At 71.0% G+C, this 17,305-nt stretch carries 13 protein-coding genes and 1 tRNA gene; 10 read left to right on the top strand and 4 right to left on the bottom strand.

The window, feature by feature from the left end; genetic code table 11:
- Positions 1-125: 125 nt before the first annotated feature.
- Positions 126-1,022 (bottom strand): hypothetical protein, encoded by an 897-nt coding sequence (locus tag ACFWYS_RS18805; protein ID WP_384769700.1) that lies wholly within the window; start codon positions 1,020-1,022, stop codon positions 126-128.
- Positions 1,023-1,216: 194 nt separating this feature from the next.
- On the opposite strand from ACFWYS_RS18805, the gene ACFWYS_RS18800 reads away from it, so the two are divergent.
- Complete coding sequence (locus ACFWYS_RS18800) at positions 1,217-1,981, top strand: S1 family peptidase (protein ID WP_384769698.1); 765 nt, start codon at positions 1,217-1,219, stop codon at positions 1,979-1,981.
- 51 nt (positions 1,982-2,032) lie between these two features.
- On the opposite strand, the gene ACFWYS_RS18795 is transcribed toward ACFWYS_RS18800, so the two are convergent.
- A complete protein-coding gene (locus ACFWYS_RS18795) occupies positions 2,033-3,808 on the bottom strand; it encodes a beta-galactosidase family protein (RefSeq protein ID WP_384769695.1) in 1,776 nt (591 codons plus the stop codon).
- A 114-nt stretch (positions 3,809-3,922) separates the two neighbouring features.
- Here ACFWYS_RS18795 and ACFWYS_RS18790 point away from each other — a divergent pair, with 114 nt between their 5' ends.
- The 6 genes from ACFWYS_RS18790 to ACFWYS_RS18765 all read left to right on the top strand — a co-directional run bounded on the left by ACFWYS_RS18790 (position 3,923) and on the right by ACFWYS_RS18765 (position 11,860).
- A complete protein-coding gene (locus ACFWYS_RS18790; RefSeq protein WP_384770160.1) occupies positions 3,923-4,810 on the top strand; it encodes a helix-turn-helix domain-containing protein in 888 nt (295 codons plus the stop codon).
- 23 nt (positions 4,811-4,833) lie between these two features.
- Entirely contained in the window at positions 4,834-5,184 is a 351-nt protein-coding gene (locus ACFWYS_RS18785; RefSeq protein WP_384769692.1) for a chorismate mutase, read from the top strand.
- A gap of 205 nt (positions 5,185-5,389) precedes the next feature.
- Positions 5,390-5,935, top strand: a complete 546-nt coding sequence (locus ACFWYS_RS18780; RefSeq protein WP_384769690.1) for a two-component system response regulator — start codon at positions 5,390-5,392, stop codon at positions 5,933-5,935.
- 148 nt (positions 5,936-6,083) lie between these two features.
- Entirely contained in the window at positions 6,084-8,588 is a 2,505-nt protein-coding gene (gene pepN / locus ACFWYS_RS18775) for an aminopeptidase N (RefSeq protein WP_384769687.1), read from the top strand.
- A 273-nt stretch (positions 8,589-8,861) separates the two neighbouring features.
- The gene (locus tag ACFWYS_RS18770; RefSeq protein ID WP_384769684.1) at positions 8,862-10,283 is read left to right on the top strand and encodes a pyridoxal phosphate-dependent decarboxylase family protein; all 1,422 of its coding nucleotides are present in this window, start codon (positions 8,862-8,864) and stop codon (positions 10,281-10,283) included.
- Entirely contained in the window at positions 10,280-11,860 is a 1,581-nt protein-coding gene (locus ACFWYS_RS18765) for a lysine N(6)-hydroxylase/L-ornithine N(5)-oxygenase family protein (protein ID WP_384769681.1), read from the top strand. Before ACFWYS_RS18770 ends, ACFWYS_RS18765 begins: the two co-directional genes overlap by 4 nt.
- A 68-nt stretch (positions 11,861-11,928) precedes the next feature.
- Here the strand turns inward: ACFWYS_RS18765 and ACFWYS_RS18760 are convergent, their stop codons facing one another.
- Positions 11,929-13,743: a bifunctional metallophosphatase/5'-nucleotidase gene (locus ACFWYS_RS18760; protein ID WP_384769678.1), complete on the bottom strand. Its 1,815-nt coding sequence runs from the start codon at positions 13,741-13,743 to the stop codon at positions 11,929-11,931.
- A gap of 150 nt (positions 13,744-13,893) precedes the next feature.
- Between ACFWYS_RS18760 and ACFWYS_RS18755 the strand changes: the two genes are divergently transcribed.
- Positions 13,894-14,610 (top strand): SIMPL domain-containing protein, encoded by a 717-nt coding sequence (locus ACFWYS_RS18755; protein WP_384769674.1) that lies wholly within the window; start codon positions 13,894-13,896, stop codon positions 14,608-14,610.
- Positions 14,611-14,753: 143 nt separating this feature from the next.
- Complete coding sequence (gene pyk / locus ACFWYS_RS18750) at positions 14,754-16,190, top strand: pyruvate kinase (protein WP_384769671.1); 1,437 nt, start codon at positions 14,754-14,756, stop codon at positions 16,188-16,190.
- Positions 16,191-16,295: 105 nt separating this feature from the next.
- On the opposite strand, the gene ACFWYS_RS18745 is transcribed toward pyk, so the two are convergent.
- Positions 16,296-16,370 (bottom strand) — tRNA-Leu (locus tag ACFWYS_RS18745).
- Positions 16,371-16,471: 101 nt separating this feature from the next.
- Between ACFWYS_RS18745 and ACFWYS_RS18740 the strand changes: the two genes are divergently transcribed.
- Positions 16,472-17,128, top strand: coding sequence for an ANTAR domain-containing response regulator (locus ACFWYS_RS18740; protein ID WP_384769669.1), 657 nt, complete (start codon positions 16,472-16,474; stop codon positions 17,126-17,128).
- Positions 17,129-17,305: the final 177 nt, after the last annotated feature.

Raw genomic sequence — 17,305 nt, 5'->3', positions numbered from 1 at the left:
TGTGCTTGCTGCGCCCGGCGCGGGCGGGGCTGCGCCCGCGGTCCCGGGCGGGGCCGGGGGGGGGGGGCGCCCCCCCCCCCCCCCCCGCGGGGGGGGGGGTGGGGGCGGCGGGGGCGAGAAAACCCCTACGTGTCGCACTCCAACACGGTCCGGCACAACCCACACCGCGCCCGGACCCGCCCCCGCACCGGCACCCGGATCCGCTGCTGACAGGTAGGGCACGGAAACGACACCTGCAACGGCCCCCGCCCGTCCGGCGTGAACGCGTACGGCACCCCCGGCCGGGCCCCGCCGACGTGCTGATCCTGCGCATGCCGCCGGTCCCGGGCATACCGTCGCCGCCCCGCCCACCCGGCCGCGGTCAGCGGCGGCTGCTCCTCGTCGCGCCGTGCCTCGGCGAGGCCCTTCACATACGCCGTGTAGGCCTGGGGGCTGGTGAACCACACCGACGGATCCTCGGAGAACACCAGCGCCCGCTTGGCGAGGACGTACCCGAACTCCTCCGGCGTCAGATACCCCAGCTTCTGCGAGGACGCCGAGTCCTCCCGGTACGCGTCGAGCAGCAGCCAGCCCGCGCCGAGATACGTCGTCGCCGTGTCCGTGAGGATCTCGTTGTCGCGGGTGCCGGGAAAGGACAGCCCGAGCCGGTGCAGATACACATGCATCACCTCGTGCGCGAGCGCCGCCCCGATGTCCCGCCGATGTGTGCGGAACCGGTCGTTCAGCTCGACGAAGTACTCGGGCCCGGCGGCGAGTTCGACGTTCGCCGCATGCTGCATCTCCCGGAAGCCGACGATCAGCCGGGCATCCGGGAGCCGGTAGTGCCGCACCAGCTCGCGGGCCACGCGCTGAGCGCCCAGATGCAGATCGTCCGTGTCGGCGAACGCCACGTCGGCCGGCGCCACGCTGGCCGAGAACGTCTGGATGGTGTCGTACGACAGCCGCCGGTAGAGCGCGGTGATGGAGGCCCGCACCGTCTCCAGGTGTGGGAAGCCGTGCTGGACCGGTCCGCCGTTCGCCACGCCCGTACCCCCAAGACGCCTTGAACCCCGATTCCACTCTACGGGGATGTGAGGGGTTTTTCCCCGGCGAGGTTCCACGCCCGGGACGTGAGATCCGTCCTTGTCAAACCTGCCACCTGATCTTCATACTGCGGGCCGCTCAACTCGCCATGAAAGGACGTATGTTGACCCACAGCTCGCCGAAGAGAAGCGGCATGACCCTGGCCAAGAGAGCCGCGGCGGTGGGTGCCGTCGCCCTCGCGGTCGCCTCCCTCCAGCCCCTCAGCGCGAACGCCGCGTCCACCCGTGTCGTCGGTGGAACGCCCGCCGCGCAGAACGAGTTCCCGTTCATGGTCCACCTCTCCATGGGCTGCGGCGGGGCGCTCTACAAGAAGGACGTCGTCCTCACCGCGGCCCACTGCATGGACGGCTCCGGCAACAACACCAGCATCACCGTCACCGCCGGTGTCAACGACATCACCTCCTCCGCCGCGATCAAGGTCAAGTCGACCAAGGTCAAGGTGGCCCCCGACTACAACGGCAGCGGCAAGGACTGGGCGCTGATCAAGCTCGCCCGGCCCATCGACAAGCCGACGCTGAAGATCGCCACGACGGACCGCTACAACCGCGGCATGTTCACGATCGCCGGTTGGGGCGACACCAAGGAGGGAGCCGGCGAGGGCACGACCAAGCTCCGCAAGGCCACCGTTCCCTTCGTCGCCGACCGTACCTGCAAGCGCCACTACGGGAACCGGCTGGTGTCGAAGGAGGAACTGTGCGCCGGCTGGCAACGCGGCGGCATCGACACCTGCCAGGGCGACTCCGGCGGCCCCATGTTCCGCAAGGACGACGCGGGCAAGTGGCTCCAGGTCGGCATAGTCAGCTGGGGCGACGGCTGCGCCCGCTCGGGTGTGCCCGGCGTCTACACGGAGGTCAGCACCTTCGCGAAGGACATAGCCCGCGCGGCGAACGCCCTGTAGGCGATCGCCGCACCAGGGGTACGTCACCTGGGGTATGTCACCAGGGGTACGTCAGACGGCCCGGAGCACCGGGGCACCCGCCTCGCCGAACCCGCACCGGGCCGTCCGCTCCAGCTCCAGCAGCCACACCTCGTTGGCGCCCTCCCGCAGCACGGGTCCCGGGACGTACAGCGAGCGCTGTGGGCCCGCGGACCAGTAGCGGCCGAGGCCGAAGCCGTTGATCCACACGAACCCGCGGGTCGGCCCCGGCAGCTCCAGACGGGCGTCACCGGCGCCCCGCACCGTGACGGTGCCCCGGTAGAGCCCCGGGGCACCGTCCTCGGGCAGCTCCCGCGCCGGCACCGCCCGGACCCGCTCGCCGTCGTCCAGCGCCTCCAGCCGCAGCCCACGCGCGCGTACGTCGTGCAGAAACTGCCGCTCGTGCAGAACGCCCCCGGTGATCCCCTTGGACTCGCCCAGCCGTGGCCCGTAGTTGACCCGCCCCAGGGACTCCACCCACAGCTCCACGCGCGCGTACCCGGCGACGGGCTCCTTGAGGCGCACCTCCTCCTCGGTGAGCACCCCGGCCCGCTCCCCGTCGACGTACACCACGGCGAGATCCCGCAGCCCGCGCACCGTCAGTGGGTAGGGCCGCCGCGGCCCCGGCACGGTCACCTCGTAGCGCACCAGGCCCCGCTCGACGCCGAGTTCCTCGAAGGTGGGCGGGACGGGCCCGGACGACTCCGGGCCGCCCAGTGCCTCCAGTACGTCGCCCAGGGGCGCCCAGCCGGTCAGGGCCACCTCGGCGGGCGCGCCCAACGGTGTGGGCGCGGGCGGGACTTCGGGCGGCGGGGTGTCGGCGTACTCGGCGAGCACCTCGCGGAAGGCCCAGAACTTCCGTGTGGGGCGGCCGTACTCGTCGATCGGGGCGTCGTAGTCGTACGACGTCACATCGGGCTCCAGCGGGCCGTCGTGCAGCGCGCCGCCGCCCCGGTTGGCGCCCGCCCAGCCCGCGAAGCTCGTCCCGCCGTGCGCCATGTACAGGTTGACCGAGGCCCCGCACTCCAGGATCTCCCGCAGGGCCGCCGCCGCGTCCGCGGGCTCCCGTACGACGTGCTCGCCGCCCCAGTGGTCGAACCAGCCGCACCAGAACTCCATGCACATCAGCGGCCCTTCGGGGCGGTGCCGGCGCAGCGTCTCGAACGCCACGCGCGCGTGCGAGCCGAAGTTGACCGTCGCCAGGACGCCCGGGACCGAGCCGCCGGAGAGCATGTGGTCCTCGGGGCCGTCCGAGGTGAACAGCGGGACCGTGACGCCGAGTTCGCGCAGCAGACCGGCCAGGCGGCGCAGATACCCGGCGTCCGAGCCGTGGCTGCCGTACTCGTTCTCGACCTGCACCATGATCACCGGCCCGCCGCGGTCGATCTGCCGGGGCACGATCTCGGGCAGCAGCCGCCCGAACCAGTTCGCCACATGGCCCAGATAGCGCTGGTCACGGGTACGCGCGTGTGCGCCCACCTCCGCCGTCAGCCAGGACGGCAGCCCGCCGTTCTCCCACTCGGCGCAGATGTAGGGCCCCGGCCGCACGATCGCCCACAGCCCCGCCCGACGGACCGCGTCCAGGAACCGGCCCAGCGCCCCCACGTCCCGGCCCTGCCCCGGCCTGGGCTCGTGCAGGTTCCACGGCACGTACGTCTCCACGCAGTTGAGGCCCATCGCCCGCAGCATCCCCAGCCGGTGGCCCCACTGCGCCTCGTGCACCCGGAAGTAGTGCAGCGCACCGGAGAGCAGCCGCACCGGCCGTCCGTCCAGCAGGAAGTCCTCGTCCCCCACCGCGAAGTCGCTCATGCGCCCCACCCTCACCTCTGGACGCTGATCACGTCCATGGACAAAGATCGGCGCTGCTTGGACCGAAGCGGCGGACGGGAACGGCGGATGCGAACAGCGGACGGGAGGTGCGGGATCTACCACACCTGGATGCGGTTCTTCACGCCCGGCCCCGCCCACCACCGCCTCGGCCTGGTCTGCCTGGGCGTCGGCCTCCAGTACGGCGCCCTGCCCACCGTCGGCCCCCGCGTCCTGGACCACCATGTCGCCGTCGTGATCAGTACCGGCGCCGGCTGGTACGCCGCCCCCGACGGCCGTCGTACGACCGTCACCGCGCCCGCGCTGCTGTGGCTCACCCCCGGCGTCCCGCACCACTACGCGCCCGACCCCGGCGCCGGCTGGGACGAGGGCTTCGTCGACTTCGCCGGGCCCGCCACCGCCTCGTACACCGAACTCGGCTACATCGAACCGGAGCGCCCCGTGGTGCCCCTCTCCGACGCCTCGGGACCGCGTGCCGTCATCGGGCGCATGGCCCGCGCCGCCCGCCGCGACAACCCCCTTCTGGAGGTCGAGACGGGCGCCGCCGTCCATGAGCTCCTGGTCGCCCTGCGGCGTGCGCGTGCCGACCTCGCCCCGGACGGCGACCTCGTCCTCAGGGCCCTCGCCCGCGACGCCTGTCTGCCGCTGACCGTCGCCGACCACGCCGCCCGGCACGGCATGACCCTCGCCGAACTGCGCACCGCGGTACGGCGCGGCGCCGGATGCAGCCCCAAGGACTACCTGCTCGGCATCCGCCTGGGCCGCGCCAAGGAACTCCTCGCCGCCACCGAGCTGCCCGTCGCCGCCGTCGCCCGCCGGGTCGGCTACGACGACCCCGCCTACTTCTCCCGGCTGTTCACCCGCCGCGTCGGCATGGCCCCCGTCCGCTTCCGCGCCCAGCAGGGGCGCGCCGTCCCCGGCGGCTGGAGCAACCAGGTCCCCGACCCCGCCGACCCACCCCGGATCGAACGAACGACCACGTGAAGCGCATCGTAGGCTGGGCCTCCATGACCACCAGCAACCCGTCTTCCGGCGACGTGGACCCCGCCGTCCGCGAGGAGCTCGCCCGGCTGCGCGACAGCATCGACAACATCGACGCGGCCGTCGTCCACATGCTCGCCGAACGCTTCAAGTGCACCCAGCAGGTCGGCCACCTCAAGGCCCGGCACCAGCTGCCGCCCGCCGACCCCGCGCGCGAGGCCCGCCAGATCGCCCGGCTGCGCACCCTCGCCGAGAACGCCAAGCTCGACCCGGCGTTCGCGGAGAAGTTCCTGAACTTCATCATCGCCGAGGTCATCAGGCACCACGAGAGCATCGCCGAGGACACGATCAACGGCGTTGCGCCCACGGCGAACTGACCCCGTGCGTGCTCCCGCGTTCCGGCTGGCAGGGCGGGCGCACGACGCGAAAGTGACGACAGCGCCCGAACCAGGCCTCCCGAGGGAGTGACACGGCGGCCCGTGCCGGGCATGCTGCGCTGTGCACTCCAAGTCAGCTGACACGTACTCCCCGTCAGCGCCCTGGACAGACCCTTCGATGTCCACGCGGGAGGGACGTCGAGCCATGCCGTCGGATGCCAAGATCCTCATCGTCGATGACCACGAGGACACGCTGTACGCGTTGGAGAGCGCCCTGGCGCCGCTGGGCTACCGGCTCGCCCGTGCCACCAGCGGTGACGAGGCGCTCAAGCAAGTGCTCCGCGGCCAGGTCGGCCTGCTGCTCCTCGACGTCCGGATGCCCGGCGTCAGCGGCCTGGACGTGGTGCGCTACATGCGGCGGGTGGAACAGACCCAGCACATACCGGTCGTCCTGCTCACCGGTTTCGGCACGGACCAGGAGCTGGTGTCCACCGCCTTCGGGCTCGGTGTCGCCGACCTGGTCATGAAGCCGATCGATCCCTGGGCCCTGCGCACCAAGGTCCGCTATCTGTACGACGCCCATCAGCGCCACAGGGCGCTGGAACAGGAGGTCCGGGAGTTACGCGCCCTCATCAAGGAGGACCCCGGGGCCGCGGACCACGGCCCGCGCCCCGGCCTGCCCCACCCTGACGCCCGCGTCCCGCCGCAGCGCGACATCCCGGCGGCGACATCCACCACGGACCGGACATGACATCCACCACGGACCGGACATGACACCCACCACGGACCAGAGATGACGCCCTCCGCAAACCCGGCATGACGCCAACTCCGGACCGGACATAACGCACTTACCGATCCGCCCCTGTGCCATGTCAGCGGCATCAGGCAGCATGTCCTGCATGTCCGTACTGACGCGCGACGAAGCGCAGACACGTGCCCAGCTCCTCGACGTCCACCGCTACACGATCGAACTCGACCTGACCACCGGGGACGAGACCTTCGACTCGCGCACCGTCGTCCGGTTCACCACGCGCGCGGACCACGCGGACACGGACACCTTCGTCGAGATCAAGCCGGCCGAGCTGCGCTCCGTCACGCTGGACGGACAACCCCTGGATCCCGAGACCCTGGACGGGAACCGGCTGCCCCTGAAGAACCTCACCGCGGGCGAGCACGAACTGCGTGTCGAGGCGGCCATGCGCTACTCCCGCACCGGCGAGGGCATGCACCGCTTCACCGACCCCACCGACGGCGAGACCTACGTCTACACGCAGCTGTTCATGGACGACGTCCAGCGCGTCTTCGCCGCCTTCGACCAGCCGGACCTCAAGGCCGTCTTCGATCTGTCCGTCAAGGCCCCCGAGAGCTGGACCGTCCTCGCCAACGGCATCACCGAGCAGCTCGGCGACGGCCACTGGCGGGCCGCGACCACCCCGCTGATCTCCACCTACCTCGTCGCCGTCGCCGCCGGCCCCTGGCACTCCGTGCGCACCGAGCACCGCGGCCTGCCCTTCGGCCTGCACTGCCGCCGCTCGCTCGCCCCCCACCTCGACCAGGACGCCGACGAACTCATCGAGGTCACGCGCGCGTGCTTCGACCGCTACCACGAGAAGTTCGACGAGCCGTACCCCTTCGACTCCTACGACCAGGCGTTCGTCCCCGAGTTCAACGCCGGCGCCATGGAGAACCCCGGACTGGTCACCTTCCGCGACGAGTTCGTCTACCGCTCCGCCGTCACCGACACCGAGCGCCAGACCCGCGCCATGGTCATCGCCCACGAGATGGCCCACATGTGGTTCGGCGACCTCGTCACCCTGCGCTGGTGGGACGACATCTGGCTGAACGAGTCCTTCGCCGAGTACATGGGCTACCAGACCTGCGCCGAGGCCACCCGCTTCACCGACACCTGGACCGACTTCGGCGTCGCCCGCAAGGCCTGGGGCTACGACGCCGACCAGCGCCCCTCCACCCACCCCGTCGCCCCTGAAGCGGTCGACGACACCGCCGCGGCCCTGCTCAACTTCGACGGCATCTCCTACGCCAAGGGCGCCTCCGCGCTGCGCCAGCTCGTGGCCTGGCTAGGCGAGAAGGACTTCCTCGCCGGCATCAACACCCACTTCGCCCGGCACAAGTTCGCCAACGCCACCCTCGCCGACTTCATCGACTCCCTCGCCGCGGCCACCGAACGCGACGTCCACGCCTGGGCCGACACCTGGCTGCGCACCACCGGCGTCGACACCCTCACCCCGGCCGTCACCCCAGGCGAGAACGGCACCTACAGCCTCACCGTCGACCGCACCGGCAGCCGCCCGCACCGCATCGCCGTCGGCCTCTACGACCAGGACCTCGGCGACAACGAGGGCCACCTCGCCCTGCGCCGGCGCCTCGACCTCGACGTCCCGCACACCGACCCGCAGCCCATCGGCAAGCGCCCGGCCCTGCTGCTCCTCAACGACGGCGACCTGACCTACGCCAAGGTCCGCTTCGACCCCGAGTCCTTCGAGACCGTCCGCAAGGGCCTCGCCGGACTGCCCGACCCGCTCACCCGCGCGGTCGTCTGGAACGCCCTGCGCGACGCCGTCCGCGACGGCGAACTGGCCGCCACCGCCTACCTGGAGGCCGCCCGCACCCATCTGCCGCACGAGACCGACCTCGCCCTCGTCCAGGGCGTCCTCGCCTTCGCCGCCGCCCAGGTCGCCGACCGCTATCTCACCCCGGAGGAGCGGCCCGCCGCCCTGGCCACCCTCTCCGCCCTGTGCCGCGACCTGATCCGCCGCACCGAGGACGGCGACAACCCCGGCCTGCGCCTGATCGCCGTACGCCACTTCATCGACGTCGCCGCCCACCCCGACACGATCGCCGCCTGGCTCGCCGACGGCACCGTGCCCGGCGGACCCGAACTCGACCCCGAGCTGCGCTGGCGCGTCCTCGGCCGCCTCGCCGTCCTCGGCGCCGTCGAGGAGGCCGCCATCGCCGCCGAGCTGGAGCGCGACCCGAGCGCCACCGGCCAGGAGGGCGCCGCCCGCTGCCGGGCCGCCCTGCCCGACGAGGAGGCCAAGGCGAGGGCCTGGGCCGCGATGTTCGCCACCGACGACAGCACCGACCTGTCCAACTACATCTTCACCGCCACCGCCCAGGGCTTCTGGCAGCCCGAACAGGCTGACCTCGTACGGCAGTACGTGCCCCGTTACTACGCCGACGCGGTCGCCGTGGCCGCCCGCCGGGGCCCCGCGATCGCCGACGCCGCCGGCCGCTGGGCCTTCCCGGTGCATGCCGTCGACGCGGACACCCTGCGTCTGGGCGAGGACTGTCTGCGCGACGGCGAGCCGATCCCGGCGCTGCGCCGTAAACTCGTCGACCAACTCGACGACCTGGCACGGGCGTTGCGGGTCCGGGAGGCGTAGCGGGCTGGTCACCCCGACGTAGGGGGCACTGCTCCCTTCGGCGGACACGCGGCCCCCGGCCGGACCGGACGGGGGCCGCGCGCCGTACGGAGACAGACGTGGTCCGCCGTCCCGGGAGCCCCGTACTCCACCACCCCGCGCACGCCACCCCGACACGCTTTCCCCGCACGCAAGTACCCCCTTTCGGGTTCCGATCGTTGGGCTTTTCGGGCGTGAGCACGCATCCGGGTACAAGCTGGGAGCTCTTCTCGCCCCAGCGCCCGGGAGGACACGATGAGCACGCCGTCGTCGCTCGCTTCAGGTCCTGAAGGTCCCCACGCCCTGCGGCCGTTGCTCGACACCGTGCTCGACGCGCTGGACGAGGGCGCCCGGGCCCGCGGCGGACCCCTGCCCTCGGGCGGCCCGGACGCGGTCGCCGCGCGGGTGCGGGCCGCCGTCGGGGACGTACTGCCGGACCAGGGCGACCCGGGCGCCCTGCACCGTCTGGTCCGCGCCCTCGCCGAGGGCGCCGCCGACCCCGCCGACCCCCTCTGTGCCGCCCACCTGCACTGCCCGCCCCTCGCCCTGGCCGGTGCCGCCGACCTCGCCACCTCGATCCTCAACCCCTCCCTGGACTCCTGGGACCAGGCACCGGCCGCCTCGGAGCTGGAGGCGCTGGTGACGGAGGCGCTGGCGGCCGAGGTGTTCGGGGGCCGGAGGCGGGGCCGTGCCGGCGGCTCGGGACCCGCCGCACTGATCACCACCGGCGGCACCGAGTCCAACCAGCTCGCCCTCCTCCTCGCCCGCGAAGCACACGGCGTCGGAGTCCGGCTGGTGCACGGCGCCAACGCCCATCACTCGCTGCCCCGCGCCGCCTGGCTGCTCGGCCTGCCCGAGCCCGTCGTCGTACCCGCCCCGGGAGGCACGCTCGACCTCGCCGCCCTCGACCAGGCCCTCACCCACCACGCCGACCAGGAGCCCGGACCCGGCCCGCGCGGCTCCCTCGTGGTCGCCGCCACCGCGGGCACCACCGACGCCGGGCTCATCGACCCCCTCCCGGAGATCGCCGCCCTGTGCGCCGCCCACGGCGCCCGGCTGCACGTCGACGCCGCCTACGGCGGAGCCCTCCTCCTCAGCGACCGGTACCGCGACCGGCTCACCGGCCTCGACGCCGCCGACACCGTCAGCCTCGACCTGCACAAACTGGGCTGGCAGCCGGTCGCCGCGGGCCTCCTCGCCGTCCGGGACCCGCACGACCTCGCCGTGCTCCACCACCGCGCCGACTACCTCAACGCCGAGGACGACACCGAGGCCGGCCTGCCCGACCTGCTCGGCCGCTCGCTGCGCACCAGCCGCCGGCCCGACGTCCTCAAGATCGCCGTCACCCTCAAGGGCCTGGGCCGCAGCGGCCTCGGCCGGCTCGTCGAGCAGGTCTGCGACCGGGCGGGCGAGTTCGCCGCCCTCGTCCACGACCACCCCGGGTTCGAGCTCTACCGCCCGCCCACCATCAGCACGGTCCTGTTCCGGCCCGCGCAGGCCACCGACGACGCCGTCGCCGCCGTACGCCGAAGGCTCCTCACCGACGGCCGCGCCGTCCTCGGCCGGGCCCGGATAGACGGGCGCCGGTGGCTCAAGGCCACGCTCCTCAACCCCCACACGCGCCCGGACGACCTGGCCGCCCTCCTGAAACTGGTGGAAGGAAACACGCCCCGATGAGCCCGAGCCCCCAGACGAACCCCCACAACGGCCCCCACGCCGCCCCCCGCACCTGCTCCCACACGGGCCCCCAGGCAGGCCACGACACCGGCTCCGCGCACCCGGCCGCCGGGACAAGCCCGCGCTCCATCCCCGCGCAGACCACCGCCGCGCCACCCCCCAACCCTCCACAGCACGACCCCGACGTCCCCCGCGACCTCGTGGGCATCGGCATCGGCCCCTTCAACCTCTCGCTGGCCGCCCTCGCCCACCCCCTCGCCGAACTCGACGCCGTCTTCTACGAGCAGCGACCCGCCTTCTCCTGGCACCCCGGACTGCTCATCGACGGCGCCCGCCTCCAGGTGCCCTTCCTCGCCGACCTGGTCTCGCTCGCCGACCCCGCCAGCCCCTGGTCCTTCCTCAGCTACCTCAAGAGCCGCGACCGGCTCTTCCCCTTCTACTTCGCCGAGCGCTTCCACATCCAGCGCGCCGAGTACGACGCCTACTGCCGCTGGGTCTGCGAGAACCTCCCCGGGCTGCGCTTCGGCCACCAGGTCGACGCGGTCCGCTTCAACCCCGAACGCGACGTCTTCGAGGTCGACTTCACCCAGCTCGGCCCGGACGGGGACGCCGAGGCCCTCGGCCGCACCTACACCCGGAACATCGTCCTGGGCATCGGCACCGAGCCCTACGTCCCCGACCCGCTCAAGCCCCTGGTCGAGGCACCGGCCGTGCCCGTCATCCACGCCGCCGACTACCTCGGCCACCGCGAGACCCTGCTCGCCGCCGACCACATCACCGTCATCGGGTCGGGACAGTCCGGCGCCGAGGTCTTCCTGGACCTGCTGCGGAGCCGCCCCGCCGGGCGTGAGCGCCTCCACTGGCTCGGCCGCACCGGGGCGTTCGCGCCCATGGAGTACTCCAAGCTCGGCCTGGAGCACTTCACCCCCGACTACACCCGCTACTTCCACTCCCTGACCGAACCGGTCCGCGACCAGCTCCTGGCGTCACAGTGGCAGCTCCACAAGGGCATCGACGCCGACACCCTCGCCGCGATCCACGACGAGCTCTACCGCCGCACCCTGCACGGCGGCTGGCCCGACGTCGTCCTCACCCCCGGCGTCCGGGTCCGCACCGGGGGCCGTGTCGCCACCACCAAGGTCGAACTCCACCTGGAGCACGTCCACCAGAACACCCGCTCACGCCTCACCACCGACGCGGTCGTCCTGGCCACCGGCTACCGCGAGCGCTCCCTCGACTGTCTCCTCGCCGGCCTCGACCCCTACATGCGCCGCGACAGCCAGGAACGCCCCCGCATCGACGACCAGTACCGCATGGTCCTGGACCCGACCGTCACCGCGTCCGGCTGCAACGTCTACGTCCAGAACGCCGAACGCCACACCCACGGCATCGGCACCCCCGACCTCGGCCTCGCGGCCTGGCGCAGCGCCGGCATCCTCAACGGCCTCACCGGCAAGGAGCCCTATCCCCTCCCCACCCGGACCGCCTTCACCACCTTCGGCCTGCAACAGCAGGAGCCCCGGATCCCGTCCGCGCGCCGCCCGAAGGCACTGACACCGCTGATGGACGGGATCTGAGGCTCCCGACAAGCACAAGCACAAGCACAAGCAGACAACCAGGGACAACTCCCCGGACAGACAAGGGCCTAGAACACCGGCGTGCCGTTCCGCGTGAGCTTCCAGTCCACCGACGCGAAGTCCTTCGGGTCCAGCACGCCCTTCGCGGTCACCCACTCCGCGATCCGGGTGCGGATCTCCGTCGACTCAGACCACAGCTCCTGCGCCGCCGCCACATGCGGGAACGCGCCGCCGCCGTTGGCCCGGTAGTTGTTCACCGCGAACACGAACTTCTGCGCGTCGTCCAGCGCGGCACCGTTGTAGGTCAGGTTCCTGATCCGCGAACCGGCCGCCTGGGCGATGTCGATCTCGTACGACAGCCCCGACACGTAGTCGTAGTTGTAGTCCGGGCGGCTGTTCGCGTTCGTCAGCTTGTCGACGTCGACCGTCGCGTCCGGCGCCGTCTGCACGAAGTACTGCGCCGAGTACTCCAGGTACGCCTTGATCTGCGCGCCCGTCATCAGCTTCGCGACCAGGGTGTTGTCGTACACGTACAGGCTCGACAGATCCCGGATCGTCACCTTGCCGGCCGGGATCTCCGAGGTGCGGGAGAAGGGGGAGGCCTGCGCGATGACCGGCAGCGAGGCGTACTCCGTGCCCGCCAGCGCCGCCTTGGCCACGTCCTCCTGAACCTTGGTGATCAGGTCGATGATCGCGGCGTCCTTGTAGCGGGCCTCGACCGTGGTGAGCTTCTCGGTCGCCGTGCCGACCACCTGGTTGACGTACTCCACGACGATGTCGTGGTCGTCCTTCAGCAGCTTGGTGATCTTCGGGTCGTCGGCGACCGTCTTCGAGTCACGCACCGTCGCCTTCACCGACTCGACCTTCCAGCGACCCTTCTCGAAGGCCAGCTCGAAGTCGAACAGGGTCAGCCGCTGCGCGAAGCACAGGGGCTCCGACAGCACGACCGTCTTGCCCGTCTTCTCGTTCGTGACCAGCAGCTCCGCGATCTCCGTGTGCGCGTGCCCGACGAGGATCGCGTCGATGCCCGGCACCTGCTGGGCCACCAGCGCCGCGGAGTTCTCGATGTAGGGCAGCGAGTCACCGTACGACGAGGTGCCCGACGAACCCGAGTGCGCCGAGACGATGACGACGTCCGCCCCCATCGACCGCAGCTTCGGCACCCACTTCGCCGCCTGCTCCTCCAGCCCCGGGAACACCATCTTGCCCTCGACGTAGGCCTTGTCCCAGATCGCGATCCCGGGGTTGGTCAGACCGAGCACGGCGACCTTCACCGGCGGGGCACCCGGCACCCGGAACTTCTTGATGAAGTACGGCGGGAAGGCGGGCTTCAGCGTCTTCGCGTCCAGCGCGTTCGCGCCCAGCAGCGGGAAGTCGCACTGGTCCTCGAACTTGCGCAGCGTCTCGATGCCGTAGTTGAACTCGTGGTTGCCGAGGGCCACCGCGTCGTACCCGATGGCGTTCATCGCCGCGGCCATCGGGTGGACCGGACCGCCCTCGGCGGTGATCGGGTCGACCTTGGCGTAGTAGTACGTCAGCGGGGTGCCCTGGATCGTGTCGCCCGCGTCGATGAGCAGTGTGTTGCAGCGGCCCTTCTCCTCGCGGATCTGGTTCACCAGCGTCGAGATCCGTGCCAGGCCCTTCGCGTTGCCCTTGGCGTCGGAGTACTCCGCGTCCTTGAAGTAGTCCCAGTTGAAGATGTTGCCGTGCAGGTCGGTCGTGCCCATCACCGTCAGCGAGTACCGCTTGCCGGGCTTCTTCCGCGCAGCCGTGGCGTCCACCGCCGCTGCCGCTTCCGCCGCCGGAGCCACCGCACCGGCCAGCGCCACCCCCGCCCCGGTCACGGCGGACTGCTTCAGGAACTTCCTGCGGTCGAACGGCATGAGTGCATCTCCCAGGCGAATGGTCACAACGCGCGTAGATAACGCGCGTAGATTCTGACCTGGTCATGCCGAATCGGAACAGACCCCTGAGGTTTCGATCTGATGACCTACGAGGGCCGTAACCAAGCAAGCGATGACAGAGTGGGACGTATGACCGCCCCAGCAGAGGAACCTCAACCTGCCGTCCCCTACGGCACTCCCGACGCCCCCCGTATCGCCGTCCGCGGCGAGGCACGCCTCGAAGTCGACCCCGAGATCGCCCGCATCGGCATCACCGTGGCCTCCCGCGGCAAGGACCGCCGCGCCGCCCTGGACGACCTCACCCGCCGCAACACCACCGTCCTGGACCTCGTCAAGGCCTACGGCGACGCGGTCGAGCGCCTGGAGACCGGCGCCTTCTCCATCAGCCCCGAACTGAGGGACAAGGGCCGCGGCGAACGCGTCCACGCCTACCACGGCCGCGTCCACATCACCGCCGTACTCACGGACTTCACGGCGCTCGGTGAACTCACCACGCGTCTGGCCGACTTGGAGCTCACGCGCGTGGACGGCCCCTGGTGGGCCCTGCGCCCCGACTCGCCGGCCCACCGGGAAGCGCGGCAGCAGGCGGTACGGGAAGCGGTGCAGCGCGCGCGGGAGTACGCGGAAGCGCTGGGGACCTCTCTGGCCGCGCTGGTGGAACTCGCCGACATCGGTGCGGAGAACGCCGCGCCGCCCTATCCGCCGGCGCCCGGCGGGCGGATGCGCTCCATGGCCTACGGTGCCGCCGAGGAGTCCGCGGCCGCGCCCCTCGATCTCGAACCCGAGCGGCAGCGGGTGCACGCGCAGGTGAACGCGCGATTCACCATGGCACCGCCGCGGCTGTGAGCAACCCTTTCGGGGTGCTTCGAACGCTCATCGGAGCGCCCCGCCGCGCAATTCAACACTTGTCAATAGCCCTTCACGCAAAGGTTGTTGAGTAGTCATGCCGGACCAATTCTCTACCCGCCGGTAAGTCATAGAGTCGAAACATGCGCCGAGCGAAAATCGTCTGCACCCTGGGCCCCGCCACCGACTCGTACGACCAGATAAAGGCACTGGTCGACGCGGGAATGGACGTTGCCCGATTCAACCTCAGCCACGGCAGCCACGCCGATCACGAGGAGCGCTACCAGCGTGTGCGGAAGGCCTCCGACGAGACCGGCCGCAGCGTCGGCGTCCTCGCCGACCTTCAAGGCCCGAAGATCCGCCTCGGCCGATTCACCGAAGGACCCGTACTCCTTGAACGCGGGGACACCTTCACCATCAGCGTCGAAGAGGCGGTCCAGGGCGACCGCGACATCTGCGGAACCACCTACTCCGGCCTCGCCGCCGACGTCGCCCCCGGCGAACGCATCCTCGTCGACGACGGCAAGGTCTGCCTGGAGGTCACCTCCGTCGACGGGCCCCGCGTCCACACCACCGTGGTCGAAGGCGGCATGGTCTCCGACAACAAGGGCCTGAACCTGCCGGGGGTCGCGGTGTCGGTGCCCGCCCTCTCGGAGAAGGACGAGGAGGACCTGCGCTGGGCGCTGCGCACCGGCTGCGACGTCATCGCGCTGTCCTTCGTCCGGTCCGGCCGGGACATCGAGGACGTTCACCGCATCATGGACGAGGAGGGCCGCCGTCTCCCGGTCATCGCCAAGGTGGAGAAGCCGCAGGCGGTGGACGCGATCGAGGACATCGTGGCCGCCTTCGACGGCATCATGGTGGCGCGCGGGGACCTGGGCGTGGAGATGCCGCTGGAGCAGGTCCCGATCGTCCAGAAGCGCGCGATCAAGCTGGCCAGGCGCAACGCCAAGCCGGTGATCGTGGCGACGCAGATGCTCGACTCGATGATCGACAACTCGCGCCCGACGAGGGCGGAGGCGAGCGACGTCGCGAACGCGGTCATCGACGGCACGGACGCGGTGATGCTGTCCGGTGAGACGAGCGTCGGCAAGTACCCCATCGAGACGGTGCGGACGATGGCGAAGATCGTCGAGGCCGCCGAGGAGGACCTCCTCGCCAAGGGGCTGCCGCCGCTGACCGAACGCAACAAGCCCCGCACCCAGCCCGGCGCGGTGGCCCGCGCGGCGGCCGAGATCGGCGACTTCCTGGGCGCGAAGTTCCTGGTCGCCTTCACCCAGTCCGGAGACACGGCCCGCCGTCTGTCCCGCTACCGCTCCCCGATCCCCCTGCTGGCCTTCACCCCGGAACCGGCCACGCGCTCCCAGCTGAATCTGACCTGGGGTGTGGAGACGTTTCTGGGCCCGCATGTGGACTCGACGGACGCGATGGTCGACCAGGTGGACGAGCTGTTGCTGAAGTACGGCCGCTGCGAGAAGGGCGACACCGTCGTCATCACCGCCGGCTCGCCGCCCGGGGTTTCCGGCTCGACCAACATGGTCCGCGTCCATCACATCGGCGAGGACGACAGCCCCAAGTAGATCCCGGGGAGAAAAGACCGGAAAGGCCAAAGGGCCCCTCCTCTGGAGGGGCCCTTTTGTCGACTTCAGAAATCAAAGAGGCTGACCTTGAAATCGAAGGAAAAGTGCCCCGGGTCGGACTCGAACCGACACTGTACGGGTTTTGAATCCGTTGCCTGCTGCCAATTGGGCTACCGGGGCTCGAAGAATCCAAGGTTTCCCCCGACCCTCCGCGCGTCCACCATACCGTAGCTAGGTAGGCTCTTGTCAGCAGCACCCCTGCCCCTGAACGAGGAGCCTTCGTGACCGCCCCCGAGTCGCCCCAGCCCGTAGACGCGCCCGACGACGACAAGTCGCACGTGCCTCCGCTGACGACCCGTGTCGTCATTGCCGAGGACGAGGCGCTGATCCGGCTCGATCTCAAAGAGATGCTCGAAGAAGAGGGGTACACCGTCGTCGGCGAGGCCGGTGACGGTGAGCAGGCCGTGGAACTGGCCCGCGAGCACCGGCCGGACCTCGTCATCCTCGATGTGAAGATGCCCAAGCTGGACGGTATTTCGGCGGCCGAGAAGATCGCCGAGGACCGGATCGCGCCGGTGCTGATGCTGACCGCGTTCTCCCAGCGGGATCTGGTCGAGCGGGCTCGGGACGCCGGTGCCATGGCCTACCTGGTCAAGCCGTTCAGCAAGAGCGACGTCGTACCGGCGATCGAGATGGCCGTCTCCCGGTTCACCGAGCTGAAGGAACTGGAGAAGGAGGTCGCCGACCTCTCCCAGCGCCTGGAGACCCGCAAGCTCGTCGACCGCGCGAAGTCCATTCTCCAGACCGAGTACGGGCTGACCGAGCCGGCCGCGTTCCGGTGGATCCAGAAGACCTCCATGGACCGCCGGATGTCGATGCAGCAGGTCGCCGAGGCCGTCATCCAGGACGCCGAGGAGAAGAAGGCCGCCAAGGGCTGACCCGCCCGAGCGTCCTGCGTCGTACATACGGCGAGGCCGGCGGCCCCGGGGGGGGGCGCGCGGCAGGCCCGTTTCGCGGGCGGTGTGTAGGCCCGCCCGGAGCCCGTGCCCCCGGGCAGGGGGGGGCGGCGCGCCGGGCCGGGGGGGGGGTGATTCACAAACAAACGCACCCGCACA

Source organism: Streptomyces sp. NPDC059010, assembly GCF_042740355.1.
Classification (GTDB): Bacteria; Actinomycetota; Actinomycetes; order Streptomycetales; family Streptomycetaceae; genus Streptomyces.
This window is presented reverse-complemented; position numbering and strand designations above follow the sequence as displayed.